The sequence below is a fragment of the Streptomyces misionensis genome, assembly GCF_007896895.1.
GTDB classification, from domain to species: domain Bacteria; phylum Actinomycetota; class Actinomycetes; order Streptomycetales; family Streptomycetaceae; genus Streptomyces; species Streptomyces misionensis_A.
Genome location: NZ_VOGW01000001.1, coordinates 69,300 through 86,269 on the forward strand (window position 1 = coordinate 69,300; position 16,970 = coordinate 86,269).

The 16,970-nt window shown below is 73.3% G+C and carries 10 protein-coding genes; 5 read left to right on the top strand and 5 right to left on the bottom strand.

The genetic code is table 11. The annotated features are described in order from the left end of the window. Positions 1–30: 30 nt before the first annotated feature. From FRZ03_RS00330 to FRZ03_RS00350, 5 genes are all read right to left on the bottom strand, one after another. Positions 31–612, bottom strand: coding sequence for a histidine phosphatase family protein (locus tag FRZ03_RS00330; protein ID WP_146462965.1), 582 nt, complete (start codon positions 610–612; stop codon positions 31–33). Between the two features lie 4 nt (positions 613–616). Further along, positions 617–1,207, bottom strand: coding sequence for a GNAT family N-acetyltransferase (locus FRZ03_RS00335; RefSeq protein WP_146462966.1), 591 nt, complete (start codon positions 1,205–1,207; stop codon positions 617–619). A gap of 14 nt (positions 1,208–1,221) precedes the next feature. Further along, positions 1,222–1,764, bottom strand: a complete 543-nt coding sequence (locus FRZ03_RS00340) for an MOSC domain-containing protein (RefSeq protein WP_186785195.1) — start codon at positions 1,762–1,764, stop codon at positions 1,222–1,224. Positions 1,765–1,989: 225 nt separating this feature from the next. Next, a complete protein-coding gene (locus tag FRZ03_RS00345; protein WP_398659402.1) occupies positions 1,990–2,991 on the bottom strand; it encodes a beta-ketoacyl-ACP synthase III in 1,002 nt (333 codons plus the stop codon). Continuing rightward, entirely contained in the window at positions 2,988–4,772 is a 1,785-nt protein-coding gene (locus FRZ03_RS00350) for a fatty acyl-AMP ligase (protein ID WP_261398438.1), read from the bottom strand. Before FRZ03_RS00350 ends, FRZ03_RS00345 begins: the two co-directional genes overlap by 4 nt. 1,079 nt (positions 4,773–5,851) lie before the next feature. Between FRZ03_RS00350 and FRZ03_RS00355 the strand changes: the two genes are divergently transcribed. The 5 genes from FRZ03_RS00355 to FRZ03_RS00375 are packed head-to-tail and all read left to right on the top strand — an operon-like array spanning position 5,852 to position 16,956. Next, entirely contained in the window at positions 5,852–11,887 is a 6,036-nt protein-coding gene (locus FRZ03_RS00355) for a type I polyketide synthase (protein ID WP_146462968.1), read from the top strand. Then, positions 11,884–13,704, top strand: a complete 1,821-nt coding sequence (locus FRZ03_RS00360; protein ID WP_146462969.1) for a non-ribosomal peptide synthetase — start codon at positions 11,884–11,886, stop codon at positions 13,702–13,704. The genes FRZ03_RS00355 and FRZ03_RS00360 overlap by 4 nt, the downstream gene beginning before the upstream one ends. A gap of 38 nt (positions 13,705–13,742) precedes the next feature. Further along, positions 13,743–15,524, top strand: coding sequence for a beta-ketoacyl synthase N-terminal-like domain-containing protein (locus FRZ03_RS00365; RefSeq protein WP_146462970.1), 1,782 nt, complete (start codon positions 13,743–13,745; stop codon positions 15,522–15,524). After that, on the top strand, positions 15,521–16,762 hold the full coding sequence (locus FRZ03_RS00370; protein WP_146462971.1) for a cytochrome P450: 1,242 nt from the start codon (positions 15,521–15,523) through the stop codon (positions 16,760–16,762). Before FRZ03_RS00365 ends, FRZ03_RS00370 begins: the two co-directional genes overlap by 4 nt. Then, positions 16,759–16,956, top strand: a complete 198-nt coding sequence (locus FRZ03_RS00375; RefSeq protein ID WP_146462972.1) for an MbtH family NRPS accessory protein — start codon at positions 16,759–16,761, stop codon at positions 16,954–16,956. The genes FRZ03_RS00370 and FRZ03_RS00375 overlap by 4 nt, the downstream gene beginning before the upstream one ends. Positions 16,957–16,970: the final 14 nt, after the last annotated feature.

Consider the following 16,970-nt stretch of genomic DNA (forward strand, 5'->3'; position numbering starts at 1 on the left):
CCGTCCGGCGCGCTGGCCCGGACCGCCCGGTCAGTCGCCGTCCGGCGCGCCGAGCGGTCGTCCCAGGCGCAGGTTCCAGCGGCCTGACCTGCCGCTGAGTTCGGTCGCGGTCAGCGGCGGCACGTCGAGGCGCCAGAAGGCCGTGTCCGGCAGGCCCAGCGCCTCGACGACCGCCGCCCGCACCACCTCGGGCTCCACCACGGCGAGGGTGCGGCCGTCCATCCGCCCCAGGTCGGCCAGTTGGCGCGCGACCCGTGCGCACAGCTCCCGCACCGATTCGCCCCCGTGCGGCGCGCAGCCGGGATCGGTGAGCCAGCGGCCCACCGAGTCCGGCTCGGCCGCCCCGACCTCGGCCAGCGTGCGGCCCGTCCAGCGCCCCGCGTCCAGACCCGCGAGCCCCGGCACCGGCGTCGGGTCGAACCCGAGGGCCGCGGCCGTCTGACGGCAGCGCACGCCGGGGGAGACGAGCACCCGGGCCACGGCGGGCAGCGACCCGGCCGCGGCCCGGGCCCGCGCCGCGCCGCCCGCGTCGAGCGGTCCGCCGTCGTCGAACCGGGCCTGCCGCAGCGACTCTCCGGAGGCGGGGGAGACGAGCAGGACTCGGCTGGTCACGCGGTCACTCCTGGGGCGGCGGTGAGGGGGTCGATCGGTTCGCGCCGCGAACACCACACCCGTCCGGGGCGTCCCGTCCGGGCGGTGCCGCGAGGTCCCGTGCCGGATCGACGACCCAGTGGTTGGTGGTGAGGACGCGGCCGGCGAAGGGGGTGCGGGTCCGGCCGAGGAGGCGGAAGCCGACGGAGCGGCAGATGCCGTTCGACGCCGCGTTGCCGGTCGCCGGGAAAGCGTGCACCAGGCCCCAGCGGTCCTGGTCGCGGGCCTGTTCCAGCAGGGCGCGGACGGCGCGTCGGCCCAGCCCCCGGCCCTGGAACTCGGGCAGCACCATCCACCCGATCTCGGACACCGGTTCGCCCCCGGCGTCATGGGACCACAGGGTCACCGTCCCCGCCACCACGTCGGGCCGGGCGGGGTCGGGCACGATCATCCTCAGCCACGCGCGGTCCGCCGCGGCCTCCTCGGCGTCCCGGCGCACCTTGTCCGCCATCCCCGCCCGCGGCAGCGGCCCGCCGAGGTCGGCCATCATGACGGGATCGCACCGCATGCGGACGTAGGCGTCGACGTCGTCCGGCGAGACGTTCCGCAGCCACATGGTGCCCTCCCGGCTCAGACGCGGTCCAGCGGGCGGTGCGGGCCGTCGGGGAGTTCCACCTTCACCGGGTCGCCGGGACGGACCACGCCGCCCGCCCTGACGACGCTCATGACCCCCGCCTTGCGGACGATGTTGCCGAGGTCGTCGCGGCCGACCACCTGCTTGAGCAGGCCGTCCTGGAAGTGGTCGATCTGGAGGCAGGGGTTGCGCAGGCCGGTCACCTCGACCACCGCCTCGGCGCCGAGCCGCAGCAGGGTGCCGACCGGCAGGCCGAGCAGGTCGATGCCGCGGGTGGTGACGTTCTCGCCGAGTTCGCCCGGGGCGACCTCGAAGCCCGCCGCGCGCACCTCGTCGAAGAGTTCCTCGTGGATGAGGTGCACCTGGCGCAGGTTCGGCTGCGTGGGGTCCTGCGCCACCCGCGAGCGGTGCTTGACCGTGACGCCCGCGTGCACGTCGCCCTCGACGCCCAGCCCGGTGAGCAGGGTGATGCTCGCGCGGTTCGGCTTGGAGAACGAGTACGTGCCGTTGCTGCTGACCGCCGTCACCGATCCGCTCATCTGCGGTCCTCCTCCTCGCCGGGGTTCTTCACGAGCCTAACGGATGCCGCGATCCGTGACGGCGCCGGTACCGGACATCGGCTCGCTCACGCGAACACCCCGGTGCGCGCGCGGAGTTCGCGCCCGGTGACGCCCGGCGGCGCGTCACACACCGGGTCGGCACCGGCCTTCGGCAGCGGCGCCCGCCCGGCCCCCCGAACCGGCGGCCGGGGGCCGCGCGCCCGGTCAGGGCAGCGTCACCACCTGTGCCGCATGGGTGAGCCCCGCGCCGAAGCCGACCAGCAGGGCCGGGCCGCCGCCGGCGAGCGTGCCCCGGGCCAGCAGCTCCTCCATGGCCAGCGGGATGGACGCGGCCGAGGTGTTGCCCGAAGTGACCACGTCCCTGGCCACCACCGTGTGCGGGGCGAGCCCGAGGGACCTGGCGGCCGCGTCGACGATCCGCGCGTTGGCCTGGTGCGGGATGAACGCGGCCAGCTCGTGGACGTCCAGGCCCGCCCGGCGCAGCGCCTCGCGGGACACCTCCGGCATCACCCGCGTCGCCCAGCGGAACACCTCGGGGCCCGCCATGCGCAGCACGGCACCCGCCCGGGGCGTCTCGCCCACCGCGGGCCAGGCGCGGTCATGGGCGATCATGTGGTGCCGGGCGCCCTCGGAGCCCCACACCACCGGTCCGATGCCCGGGGTGTCGGACCGGCCGACCACGACCGCCCCCGCGCCGTCGCCGAACAGGAAGGCGGTGCCGCGGTCCCGCGGGTCCACGATGTCGCTCATCCGTTCCGAGCCGACCACCACCACCGCGCGCGCGTCCCCGGAGCGGACCAGGGAGTCGGCGAGCCCCAGCGCGTAGCAGAACCCCGAGCAGGCGGCACCGATGTCCAGGCCCGCCGCCGCCCGGGCGCCCAGCTGGTGGGCGACGCGGGGCGCGGCGGCCGGGGACTGCTCCAGGAAGGACATGGTGGCCACCAGCACCATGCCGATCTCGTCCGGGTCGGTGCCGGCCTGCGCCATGGCCTTGCGCGCGGCCTCCACGGCCATCGTGATCACGGTCTCGTCCGGGCCCGCGAAGCGTCGGCTGACGATGCCGGAGCGCCGCCGGATCCACTCGTCGCTGGAGTCGATCCGGGCGCAGATCTCGTCGTTGGTCACCACCCGCGCCGGCCGGTACACGCCGATGCCGAGGATGCGGGAGCCGGGGTGCGGATCGGGAAGCCGGAGCCGGGTCATCACGCCTCCCGCCCACGGCCGGCGGCACTCGCCGGCGTCCGCCCGGCCGCCAGGGCGGCGAGGTCACCGCTGAGGTAACGCGCCCGGCACGCCCGCCGCTGCACCTTGCCGCTCGACGTCCGGGACAAAGCGCCGCGCCGGACGAGGAGCACCTCGTCGGCCGTCAGCCGGTGGTCCTCGCGGACCGCGGCGCCGATCCGCTCCCGCAGGGCGTCCGCCCCCGGCGAGCGCAGCACCCGCCCGTCCGCCTCCAGGACGACGACGAGCCGTTCCCGCGCGCCGTCGTCCACGGAGAACGCGGCGGCGCAGTTGGGGTGCAGCCCGGGCACGGCCCGTTCGGCCGACAGCTCGATGTCCTGCGGGTAGTGGTTGCGGCCCTTGCGGATGATGACGTCCTTGAGCCGCCCGGTGACGTACAGGTCGCCGGCGTACAGGAAACCGAGGTCGCCGGTGCGCAGATGGGGCCGGGCGTCCCCGCCCTCGACGCGGGCCCGGAAGGTGGCCTCGCTCTCCTCTGGCCGGCCGCGGTAACCAGCCGCCACACAGGGGCCGTCGACCCAGATCTCGCCGACCTCGCCCGGCGGGCGCGGCAGCCGGGAGTCCGGGTCCACGATCCGCACCCGGGTGGTGCCGACCGCGCTCCCGCTGCTGACCAGCGCGAGCGCGTCCCCGGCGGTGCGGGCGACGGGCCGTACGGCGCCCTCGCGCAGCGCCTCGGCGTCCACCCACAGCACGGTGGGCTCCCGGTCCTGGCGGTCGCCCGTCGCCTTCAGGGTGTTCTCCGCCAGTCCGTAGCCCGGGCACATGGCGGCGGGCCGGAAGCCGTGCGGCGCGAACGCGGCGGTGAAGGCCTCGATCGTCCGCCGGCGCACCGGTTCGGCGCCGTTGGCGGCCACCCGCCAGCGGGAGAGGTCGCCGACGCCGCTCGTCGCGCCCTCGGCGGCGGCGCGGGCGCACAGTTCGTAGGCGAAGCTCGGCGCCGCGGCGTGGGTGCCGCCGAACCGGGCGATGGCCTCCAGCCAGCGGGCCGGGCGGCGGATGAAGGACTCGGGCGCCATCAGGTAGGAGGGGATGCCCGACCACAGCGGCAGCACGACGCCGAAGAGCATGCCCATGTCGTGGAAGAGCGGCAGCCAGTTCACCACCGTGCCGTCGGGCTCGCAGGGCCACAGCTCGTCCGTCTCGACCACGTTCGCCAGGAAGTTGGCGTGGCTGACCATGACGCCCTTGGGGTCGCCGGTGGAGCCCGAGGTGTACTGGAGCAGCGCGATGTCCTCGGGGCCGGGCGGCTCGGGCAGGACGCCCGTCTTCGGGTCCCGGTCCGGAACGTCGGTGGCCAGCAGGGTCAGCCCGGCCAGTTCGGGCAGGTCGCCGAAGCGCTCGTACAGCTCCGCGCGGACCTCGGCGGTGGTCAGCACGGTGGTGGTACCGGCGTCGTCGGCGATGCGCCGCAGCCGCCGGACGTCCTCGCGGCGCCGGGGGACCTGCACGGGGGCGCCGGCCACCCGGCCGTCCATGCAGCCCAGCAGGGTGCGGACGAACTCCAACCCGGACGGGTAGGTCAGGACGGCCCGGCCCCCGGACAGCCCGGCCGCGGCGAAGCGGGCGGCCCGGGCGCGGGCGGCCTCGTGCAGGGCGCGGTAGGTGAGCGCGGACCCGGGCTCCTCGCCGTCGCGCAGGAAGACGTAGGCGGTCTCGTCGGGCTGCTTGGCGCTGCGCAGCCGCAGGGCGTCGGGGAGGGTGCGCACCTCGTCCGCGTGCGGATCGAGTCCGGTGGTGTTCACGTGTCATATCTCCTTGTGCGGCCCGGAATTCACCCGGGGCGGGCACGTCGTCGCGGTGGGGGAGGCGGAATGCGCGGAGAAAGGGATGAGAACGGCGGCCGGCAGTTCCGGGATGCCCGGAACCGGGTGCGGGTGGCATTCCGCGTCGCGGTACGGCGCGGCGGCCCCGTCGGGACGCGGTGGGTGCCGCTGGTCCGGGTCCATGGTCACGAGCGGCCATGACGCACGCGTTCGACGGTCCATGACGTGTCCTTTCCGTGGAAAATTCCCCGGGACTTCCCTGGAGCGCGAGAAGCGGCGGGACCGCGGCGGTCGAAGTTGCCGTCATCACGACTGTATCCATGGCCATTTGGTGAAATTACTAGGGAGATAACGGAATTGTCCGCCCATAGTGGGAAAGGTGGAGCGCCGGGGTCGTCGGTTTCGCGCCGACATCCAGAGAGGGTCGATATATCCGGTTGTATGAATTCCAGGAGGCGGGGAGATCTGGAAACGGCAGCCGCGCCCCTCGTCCGGCGACAAGAGCGAACCAGCCACTTGGGCATCAATTCTTGCCAGTGCGCCTGAGGCCCGACCCGTCACTCTTGTCTCGCCCATCACAGGGATGGCAGTCTGACGTTCGCCGATCGGGCGAGCACCTCGTAATCCGATCCGTCTGGGTATGGCGGATCTTTGCGCCCGTCGGCAGTGGCCGTGACAGGAGACGGACGACGTACTCGGCGGGTGGGCTGCCGGGCAGTGTTTCCGAATCAGTACGTCATGTGATTCGGTCAGGATGACTCGACGAGGGCAGTCACAGTGCAATCATGGGTATTCCGGCAGTCGCGCCTTCACTCGGGTGCCGTTTCTCGGCGTCAACAGCAACAGCTTTGACCTCTGCGTGGTGAGCCATTCCCCGGCCGGTCCCCCCGGACGCTGACCGGCCTTTCCCGAGCGCCGCCGACCCGGCCGCGCGTACCGGCGCGGCCGCATGTGCGCGCCACATCATCTGATCCCTTCCGCAGCTTTCGCGTGCCCGTAGCGCCGATCGGACGCCCCCTGTCCGTCGGCCCTTCCATCCGCCCTGCCGAGGAGGCGAAATGCCCCATGAGCGCGGAGCGCCCACTGCGCGCGCCGTCACAGACTTTCTGCTTTCTCGCGTCGTCGAACTGCTGGACGTGGCCAAGGACGCGGTGGACCGCTGGGCCCCCATGCACCGTTACGGCCTGGAGTCGGTGAAGGCGGCCGCGCTCGCCGCCTCGCTGTCCGAATTCCTGGGCTGGAAGGTCCCGGTCACCTGGATGTGGCAGTACCCGACCATCGACGAACTGAGCCGTGCGCTCGTCGACGGTCCCCGGGCCGCGCAGACCGCCCAACCGGTCGACGACCGGCGTACGGCGGCGCGGGAGCCGGTCGCGATCGTCGGCATCGGCTGCCGGTTCCCGGGCGGCCCGGACCCGGACGCGTTCTGGCGGCTGCTGACCGAGGGCCGCGACGCCGTCGGACCGGTGCCGGCCGAGCGCCGCGAACTCCTGCGCGACAGCGTGCGCTGGGGCGGCTTCATCGACGGCATCGACCGCTTCGATCCGCTGTTCTTCGGCATCTCGCCCCGGGAAGCCGTCCAGATGGACCCGCAGCAGCGCCTCGTGCTGGAGCTGGCCTGGGAGGCACTGGAGGACGCGGGGATCGCACCCCGGGGCCTCGTCGGCAGCGACACCGGCGTGTTCATGGCCTCCTGCTGGGGCGACTACGCGGCGCTCGCCCACTACCGCGGCCCCGACAGCCAGATCACCCCGCACACCGCGACCGGCATGCACAACGGCATCATCGCCAACCGCGTCTCCTACATCCTCGGCCTCCAGGGCCCGAGCATGGCCATCGACGCCGCCTGCGCCGGTTCGCTGGTCTCGGTGCACCTGGGCTGCCAGTCGATCTGGATGGGCGAGAGCGAACTGGTGCTGGCCGGCGGGGTGAACCTGAGCTTCGTCTCCGACTACTACACCGCCATGGACCGGATGGGCGCGCTCGCCCCGGACGGCCGTTGCAAGACCTTCGACGCGCGCGCCGACGGCTACGTCCGCGGCGAGGGCGCCGGCGTCGTCGTACTCGCCCCGCTGAGCGTGGCGCTCGAACGCGAACTGCCCGTGTACTGCCTGATCAAGGGCAGCTCGGCCAACAACGACGGTGCCAGCAACGGCATGACCGCGCCCAACCCGCAGGCGCAGGAGCTGATGCTGCGCACCGCCTACCGGCGGGCCGGCATCGCGCCGTCCCTCGTGGACTACATCGAGTGCCACGGCTCCGCGACCCCCCTCGGTGACCCCATCGAGGCCAACGCCATCGGCGCGGTCCTGGGCGGTGACCGCCCGGCGCCGCTCCGGCTCGGTTCCGTGAAGTCCAACGTCGGACACCTGGAGGCGGCGGCCGGCATCGTCGGCCTGGTCAAGCTCGCGCTCTCGATCCGCAACGGCGTGCTGCCCCCGAGCCTGCACTACGCCACCCCCAACCCGCAGATCATGTTCGACGAGTACAACCTCACGGTCCAGGACCGGCTGACCCCGTGGCCGCGACGGTCCGACGCGCGCCGCGGGGGAGTCAGCTCGTTCGGCTTCGGCGGCGCGATCTGCCACGTCGTCGCCGAGGAACTGCCGCGCCCCGAGGGCTCCCTCGTCCTGCTGGCCGAGGACTCGCCGCAGGCGCTGGCCGAGCGCGCCCGGGCGCTGCGCGACGAGCACGACCTGCGGGCGATCAGCGGACGGCCGCCCGGCGACGGCAGGTTCCGGCTCGCGGCCGCCGCCCGCGACATGACCGAGCTGAGGGCACAGCTGGACGCCTTCGCCGGCGGCACGACGGCTCCCGGGCTGAGCGTCGGCGAACAGGGCGGACGCAGGCCGCGAGTGGCGTTCCTGTTCTCCGGCAACGGCTCGCAGTGGGTCGGCATGGGCAGGCAACTGCTCGCCGGGATGCCCGTGTTCCGCCGCTCCATGATGCGCTCCGACAAGCGGATGCGCGAGCTGCTGGGCTTCTCGCCGGTCGAACAGATGCTGGCGCCCGACGGCCGCCTCGACGACATGGACGTCTTCCAGCCGCTGCTGTTCTGCATGCAGGTCGCCCTGGCCGACGCCTGGCGCTCGCTGGGCGTGGAGCCCGACGTGGTCGTGGGACAGAGCGTCGGTGAGTTCGCCGCCTCCCACATCGCCGGGGCGCTCGACTTCGAGGACGCCTCCCGGCTGGCCGCCTGCCACGGCAGGCTCCTCCAGCAGCTGGCCGTCGGACGCGGCGAGGGCATCGTGGTCACCACCGGCGCCGACGCCGTCGAGCGGTACCTGACCGGACAGCTCACGGTCTCCGGCCACAACGGCCCGAACTCCACGCTGGTGACCGGCACCCCGCAGGAGATCGACGACCTCGTCCAGCGGCTGACCGAGGAGGGCGTCACCACCCACCGGGTGCGGATGGGCCACGCCCCGCACTCCCCGCTGGTCGACCATGTCCTCGCCCCGCTCAAGACCGAACTCGCCGGCCTCACCCCCCGGTCCACCCGCATCCCGATGATCTCCACGGTCACCGGCGAACGCATCGACGGCGCCGAACTCGGCCCGGACTACTGGGCGGACAACCTGCGCCGGGAGATCCGGGTCGTCGACGCCCTGACGGCCCTGCGCGACCACGACATCGACGCGGTGATCGAACTCAGCCCGCACCCCGTGCTGCTCAAGTCGGTGGCGGAGCTCCTCCCCGCCACCACCCTGCCCTCGCTGCGCCGCGGCACCGACGAGGCCTGGACCCTGCTGGGCTCGCTCGGCGCGCTGTACGCCGCCGGGCACCCGGTCACCGCGAGCCCCTTCCTCGCCGGCGACCGGGGACGCCACGCCACACCCGGCCGGGGCGCCCCCGCGACCGACGAACGGCCGTACCTCGTGCCCGTCACGGCGCACTCGGCCGCCGCGCTGGCCGACACCTGCCGCGAACTGTCCAACCACGTCGAACGCGACCCGGGCCTGCGGGTGTCCGACCTCGCCTACACCCTCGCGACCAGGCGTTCCCCCCAGAACCACCGGGTGGCGCTGTTCGCCCGCAACCGGCAGGAGGTCCTGGACGGCCTCGCCCGGGTCGCCTCCGGCCGGTCGCACCCCGACGCCGTCACCGGCACGGTCACCGGCACCGGCGACCGGCGCGTGGTGCTGGTGTTCTCCGGCGGTGGCACCCACTGGGTGGGCATGGGCCGCGAACTCATGCGCACGCACGCCGGGTTCCGCACCTGGATGCAGGCCTGCGACACCGCCGTACGCGCGGCCGGCGGCTGCTCGGTCCTCGAACAGCTCGACGCCCCCGAGGACGCGGCCCGGTTCGAGGAGATGGACTTCCAGCAGCCCGTCCTGTTCGCCCTCCAGGTCTCGCTGGCCAAGGTCTGGCTCGGGCTCGGGGTGCGGCCGGCCGCCGTCGTCGGACACAGCCTCGGCGAGGTCGCGGCCGCGTGCGTGGCCGGGGCGCTGTCCCTGGAGGACGCGGCCCGCGTGGTCGTCGCCCGCTCGCACCTGCTCGAACACGAGGCGGCCCCCGGCGCCATGATCTCGGTCGACCTGCCCGAGCGGGAACTGCTGCCGTGGCTCGCCCCGTACGCGAAGCACGCGGCGGTCGCCGTGGTCAACAGCCCCACCAGCGCGGCCGTTTCCGGCTCGCCCGAGGCCGTCCGCGCGCTGGAGGCCGAGCTGCGGCGGGCGGGGGTCTCCACCAGGAACATCCGGGTCGAACGACCGGTGCACAGCCCCGGCATGGACCCGCTGACCGAGCCGCTGCGCGAACTCATCGCCGGCATCACCCCGTCGGCCGGCACCATCGACTTCCACTCCACCGCCCTGGCCGGCACGGTGAACCCGGTCGTCGACGTCGACTACTGGGTGCACAACCTGCGCAACCAGGTCCGGTTCGCCGAGACGATCGGCGCGCTGGTCGAGGGCGGCGTGGGCACCTTCGTGGAGATCGGCCCGCACGAGACGCTGCGCGGCGCGGTCGAGGAGATCGCGCTCGGCCGCAACGCCCCGGTGCACGCGGTCAACTCCCTGCGGCGCGGTGAGAGCGACCTGCGCTGTCTGCTGGGGGCCGCCGCGTCCTTGTACGTCAGGGGCGTCCCGCTGACCTTCGACCCGCTGTTCGACGACGACGTCGAGGTCGTGGAGACCCCGCTCGTGCAGTGGCAGAAGGAACGTTTCTGGTTGGACGTCGAGCCCCGTGCCGAAGCCGCGCCCGCGGCGGTCGCGGCACCGGCCCCGGCGCCCGCCGCGCAGACCGCGGCCGCGCCCGCGACCGCCCCGGCCGACACCAGGTCGCCCGCGGAGATCCTCGTCGGCGAGATCGCCGACGTGCTCGGCGTGGCCGAGCACAGGCTCGACGCGGACTCACGCCTGCGCGACTTCGGCCTCGACTCGATGCTGGCGATCCGCCTGGTCAACAAGGTGCAGTCGCTGTTCGGACAGCGGGTGTCGCCGGTGGTGTTCCTCGACGGGCGCACCATCGCCGAGATCGTCGCCCATCTCACCGAGGCCACGGGCGGACCGGCCGCGGCCGCGGCGGCCGAGCCGCCCCCGCCCGCCCCGCCCGCTCCGGCCGTCCCGGCCCCCCGGCCGGAGCCGGCGCCCGAGCCCCGGCGCACACCGGCCCTCCTCGACGAGCTGTCCGAGCTCGACGCCGGGGAACTGGTCGAGGAACTGGCCGCGCGCGGCCTGCTGGACCCCACCGACGCACCGGCGCTCGACCAGCTGCGCGCAGAGGGCCTCGGCTTCGGCATCGCTCCGGCCTCACACGGCCAGGCCTCCCTGTGGTTCATGCAGCAGATCGCGCCGGACGCCGTGCCGTACAACTTCATGGTGGCCGCCCGGATCCGCGCCGCGGTGGACGAACAGGCCCTGGAACGCGCCGTGTCGGCCGTGATCGAACGGCATCCCGCGCTGCGCACGATCTTCGTGGAGGCGGGCGGCAGCCCCTACCAGGTCATCCTCGACGAACCGGAGTACGAGTTCGTCGTCCTGGACGGCACGGGCCTGGACGAGGAGGAGGCCCGCGAGGAACTGGCCGTCCAGGGCCATCTGCCCATGGACCTGGACAACGGGCCGCTGGTGCGCGTGGTGCTGCTCACCCGCGGCCCCGCGGACCACTGTCTGCTGGTCCTCGTGCACCACATCGCCTCGGACGCGGCATCGGCCGACGTGATGATCCGCGAACTCCAGGAGTTCTACGCGGGCGCCGCCCCCGAAGACCGCGAACCCGCCGCCCCCTACACGGAGTTCGTGGAGTGGGAGCGGCAGTGGCTGGAAGGCCCGGCGGCCGACGCGGCCCTCGACTGGTGGGCGGAGCGACTGGCCGACCCGCCCGCCCGCCTCGACCTGTCCCCCGGACAGCGCCCGCCCGGCGTTACCTACGAGGGCCGCGACCTCACCTTCCGCTGGAGCGCCGAGGAGACCCGTACCCTGCGGGAGTTCGCGGTGCGCGAAGGCGTCTCGATCAGCACCGTCGCGCTGGCCGGCTTCTTCGCCACCCTCAACCGGGCGGCCGCCGTCGAGGACTCCGTGCTCGCCACCGCCATCGCCCAACGCGGCGAGCCCGGCTGGGAGTCGGCCATCGGCTACTACCTGAACACCGTGCTGGTGCGCGCGAAACCGGCGGGCGACCGCTCCTTCCGGGACCTGCTGCACGAGGTCCACGCGTTCTCGCTCGGCCTGCTGGAGCACATGAACTACCCCCTCGACCTGCTGGCGTCCACCCTGAAGCCACCGCGGACCGAGGGCCGCTCCCCGTGGTTCGACGTCGTGCTGAACTGGCTGTCCTCGGACGCCTTCCCACGCTCCGTCAAGCTCTTCCACGGCATCGGCGACACCATCGACCCGGCCGGCGCCCTGCCGCTCGAACCGCTGCCCGTCCGCAGGCACCTCGCCAAGTTCGACCTGGAGATCTCGATGGCCGAGATCTCCGGCGAAGTGGTCGGCCATGTCCAGTACAAACCGAGCTACCTGGAGAAGCAGACCGTGACGGCACTGCTCACGCTCTACCGCACCGTGCTCTTCGACTCGATCGCCCGACCCGACCTGGCACTGGACGCCATCGCGCCGGCCGGCCTCCCCGAGGGGACGGACCAGTGACCCAGACCCTGCACGCGCAGTTCGCCGAACAGGCGAAGAAGACCCCTGACGCCACCGCGGTCTACTCCGACGCCGGTGTCCTGACCTACCGCGAGCTGGACGAGCGGTCCCGGGAGCTGGCCGAACGGCTCGCCGCCGAGGGCGCCGGTCCCGGCATCCCGGTCGGCGTCTGCGTCGAGCGCACCCCCGACCTGCTCGCCGGCATCCTGGCCGTCCTGCGCACCGGCTCCTGCTACGTGCCCCTGGACCCGCGCTACCCGGCCGAGCGGCTGGCCTTCATGGTCCGCGACAGCGGCACCCGCCTGCTGCTCACCACGCCCGCCTCCCGGGCCAACTGCCCGGCCGGCCCGACCACGGTGGTGCTGGACAGGACCGCCACCACCGAGCCCGGCGAGAAGCCCGTACCGGTCGTGCCCGGCGACACCGCGTACGTGATCTACACCTCGGGCTCCACCGGCCGCCCCAAGGGCGTGGCGGTGCGGCACGGCGGCTGTGTCGCCATGCTGGCCGCGATGGACCGCACCCTGGCCGGCTGCGACCTCAGCGGCGTCTCCGCGGCCAGCTCGATCTGCTTCGACATGTCCGTGATGGAGATCTTCCCCACGCTGTGCCGGGGCGGTGCCGTCGTGCTCGTGGAGAGCGCCGTCCACCTCCCGGAGAGCCCGCACGTCGACCGGATCACCCATCTGCACGCCATCCCCTCCGTGATGAACACGCTGCTCGACGCCGGCGGCCTGCCCCCGAACCTGCGCACGGTCGTGTTCGGCGGCGAGCCCCTGCGGCGCAAGCTGGTCGACCGGGTGTACCAGGAGACCGGCGCCGACCGGGTCTTCAACGCCTACGGCCCCACCGAGGGGACCGTCTTCTGCACCTTCGGGCCGGTGCCGAAGGACGGCACGGACGAACCCACGATCGGCCCGCCCACGGACGGCGCCCGGGTCTACGTGCTCGACGAGAACCTGAAGCCGCTGCCGCCCGGCGTGCCCGGCGAGCTGTACCTCGGCGGCGCGGGCCTCGGCCACGGCTACGTCAACCGGCCGCGCACCACCACCGAACGGTTCGTCCCCGACCCGTTCCGGGACGGCGAGCGGATGTACCGCACCGGCGACGTCGTCCGGCTGACCGACAGCGGTGAACTGGAGTTCGTGGGCCGCACCGACAACCAGGTCAAGGTGCGCGGCCACCGCATCGAGCTGGAGGAGGTCGAGGCCCGGCTGACCGGCTGCCCCGAGGTCCGGGAGGCCGCCGCCGTCGTACGGGGCCGCAGGCTCGTCGGCTACGTCGTGCCCGAGGGCGAGGTCCACGACGGCGTGCGGGTGGACGCCGCGCTCCAGGCCGCCATCACCGGCAAACTCGCCACCGAGCTGCCCGACTACATGATCCCCGGGGCGATCGTCCTGCTGCCCGCGCTCCCGCTGACGCCGGGCGGAAAGCTCGACCGCGCAGCCCTCCCCGAGCCGCCCGCCGCCGGCACCGGACGCCCCGTGACGCCCGCCGGCACCCCGACCGAGGTGGCGCTCGCGGAGATCTGGGGCCAGCTGCTCGACCTCGAACCGGCGAGCATCGACGTCCGGGCCGCCTTCTACGACCTCGGCGGCGACTCGCTGCTGCTGGTCCGGCTGGCCCGGCTGATGACCCGGCGCTTCGACCGCCGGGTGCGCGTGCCCGACCTGTTCAGCTTCCGTGACATCCACTCGCTCGGCCGCTGGCTGGACGACGAGAGCGGCGCCACCCCCGAGGCGGTGCAGTCGGCCCGCCGCCGGGCCACCGTCCGCCGCGCCGCGCTGCGGGGCCGCGCCGCCTCCGGCGGCAACTGAGTCATCTCCCCCCACCCCGACCCGAGCAGGAGCCTTCCATGTCCGACAGTCCAGAGCAGGACTACGATCCGGGCGACGTGGCCGTCATCGGCATCTCGTGCCGGGCGCCCGGCGCCCGCACCAAGGAACAGTTCTGGGACAACCTCGTGCACGGCAGGGAGTCCGTGACGTTCCTCGCCAAGGACGAGATCACGGTCGACGAGACCCTGATCAACAACCCGTACTACGTGCGGGCCTGCGGCACGCTCGAAGGGTACGACGCGTTCGATCCGTCGGTGTTCGGCATCAGCGACCGGATGGCGGCCGTGATGACCCCGGAGAACCGGCTGTTCGTGGAGAGCGCCTGGGAGGCGCTGGAGGACGGCGGCTACGACCCCGACCGGATCACCGGCGAGGTGGGCATCTACGGCGCCAACAACCCGCAGACCGCCGCCCTGTACAGCTCCCCGCCGGACCGGGTGTCGGTCGGGCCCGAGGCGATCGAGCACGGCCTGGCGTGGTCGCCGGACACCATGACGTCCAACGCCCTGTACTACATAGGGCTGACCGGCGAGGCCGTCACCGTCACCACCGCCTGCGCCGGCTTCCACTACGCGGTGCACCTGGCCTGCCAGTCGCTGCTGCTCGGCCAGACCGACCTGGCGATCGCCGGCGGCGCCATGGTCCGGCTGCCGCAGCCCCGGGGCCATCTGTGGGAGGAGGGCCGCATCCTGTCCCGGGACGGCCACTGCCGCCCGTTCGACGCGGGCGGCACCGGCGCCGCCCTGTCCAGCGGCGTCGCCACGCTGCTGCTCAAGCCGCTGGCCGAGGCCGTCGCCGACCGCGACCACATCTACGCCGTGATCAAGGGCTCGGCCATCAACAACAACGGTGTGAGCGCGATGGCCTACGGGCTGGCCCAGCCCGAGCGGCTCAGCGCGTGCATCGCGGGCGCCATGCAGGTCGGCGGCGTCACCCCGGAGACCGTGTCCATGTACGAGGCCAACGGTCTCGGACTGCCGATGACCGACCAGCTCGAGGTCCACGCGGTGAGCATGGCGTTCGGCAAGCAGACCGGCACCTGCTCGATCGGCTCGGTCAAGAGCAACGTCGGCCACGGCGGCGTGGTCGCGGGCGGCTTCGGCGCCGTGAAGGCCGCCATGGCCCTGTACCACCGGACGCTGGCGCCGACGATCAACCTGACCGACGTCGACCCGGACATCGACTTCCCCAGCACCCCGTTCGTGCCGCAGCGGGAAGCGGCGGACTGGGAACCGGAGGCCGGCGTCCGCCGCGCGGGCATCACCGCGATCGGCGGCGGCGGATACAACGCGCACCTCGTGCTGGAGGAACCGCCGGCCCCCGCCGAGCGGGCCCCCGAGACCGCCGGACCGCGCCTGGCCACCCTGTCCGCCCTGGACGACGAGGCACTGGCCGACCGGCGCGCCCGGCTGAGGGACTGGCTGGTCGCCAACCCCGGACTGCGCCTGGACGACGTGTGCTTCAGCCTCAACCTGGGCCGCCGCGCGATGGAGCGCCGGTGGGCGGCCGTGGTCCGCAGCCGCGAGGAACTGATCGAGGCGCTGTCCGCCGACGCGCCCCGCGACCTGGTCACCACGACCGCCGCGGCGCCCCGGGTGGACGAGGACTCCCTGCGCCACGACGACCGCGGGATCGTGCCGTCCGGCCAGGACGCACCGGCCCTGTTCGACGTCGCCGCGGCCTGGGTGACCGGCCGCCGGGTGGACTTCGACGCCCTGCACCGGGGCGAGAGCAGCCACCGGGTGCCGCTGCCCACCTACCCGTTCCGGCCGCGCCGATTCTGGCGGACGAACTGGTGAGCGTGCGCGCGCCGGCCCCGGAGACCGTCGACCTGGGCGACCCCGGCACCTTCGCGGACCACGACCTCGACGAGTTCTGGCGCACCCTGCGGGACACCGCGCCGGTGCACTGGAACCCACCGGCCGACGGCCGCCCGGGATTCTGGGTGGTCTCCCGCCACGACGACATCATGGCCGCCTACCGGGACGACGAGCACTTCACGTCCGAGCGCGGCAACGTGCTCGTCACCCTGCTGGGCGGCGGGGACGCCGGGGCCGGCCGGATGCTGGCCGTCACCGACGGGCACCGGCACCACGAGCTGCGCAAGATCCTCCAGCGGGTGCTGTCGCCGCGGGTGCTCAACGACGTCGCGGCGGCGGTACGGGCCAACACCCGGCAACTGGTCCGCGAGGCGGTCGACAGCGGCGGCTGCGACTTCGCCGAGCAGATCGCGAGCCGCATCCCGATGACCACGATCTCCAACCTGCTCGGCGTGCCCGAGCGGGACCGCGACTACCTGCTCGAACAGACCAAGGCCGCGCTGTCGGCCGACACCGAGGACGTCGACGAGGTCGACTCCGAGATGGCCCGCAACGAGATCCTGCTGTACTTCATGGACATGGTCGAGGAGCGGCGCGAGAAGCCCGGCGACGACGTGATCAGCATGTTGATCGCCAGCTCCATCGACGGGGTGCCGCTGTCCGACGAGGACATCGTGCTCAACTGCTACAGCCTGATCATCGGCGGCGACGAGACCAGCCGGCTGACGATGATCGACGGCGTCCACACCCTCGCGGCCCGCCCGGACCAGTGGCGGCGGCTCAAGCACGGCGAGGTCGCGATCGACACCGCCGTGGACGAGGTGCTGCGCTGGGCGTCGCCCACCATGCACTTCGGGCGCACCGTGGTCCGCGAGACCGAACTGCACGGCGTACCGCTGCGGCCGGGCGAGATCGTCACGCTCTGGCATGCCTCCGGCAACCGGGACGAGCGGGTCTTCGACCGGCCCGGCGAGTACGACCTCGGCCGCACCCCCAACAAGCACCTGGCCTTCGGCTACGGCCCGCACTTCTGCCTCGGCTCCTACCTGGCCAAGGTGGAGATCTCCGAACTCCTCATGGCGTTGCGGGACTTCACGACCGGGTTCGAGCAGACCGGCGAGGCGCAGCGCATCCGGTCCAACTTCCTGACCGGGTTCTCCACGCTGCCGGTGCGGTTCCGGCCAGACGACTCCGGAAGGAAAGAGGTCGACCGATGAGCGGCAACCCCTTCGACGGCGGCGAGGGCGACTGGCTGGTCGTGGTGAACGACGCCGGAGCGCACGCGTTGTGGCGGCCGTACCTGGAGCTGCCGAAGGGCTGGCGGGTCGTGTACCGCGGCCCCCGCCGCGACGACGCCCTCGACTACGCCGAACAGAACTTCACGGCGTTGGTGGACACGCCGACGGCCTGAACAGGTACCCGACC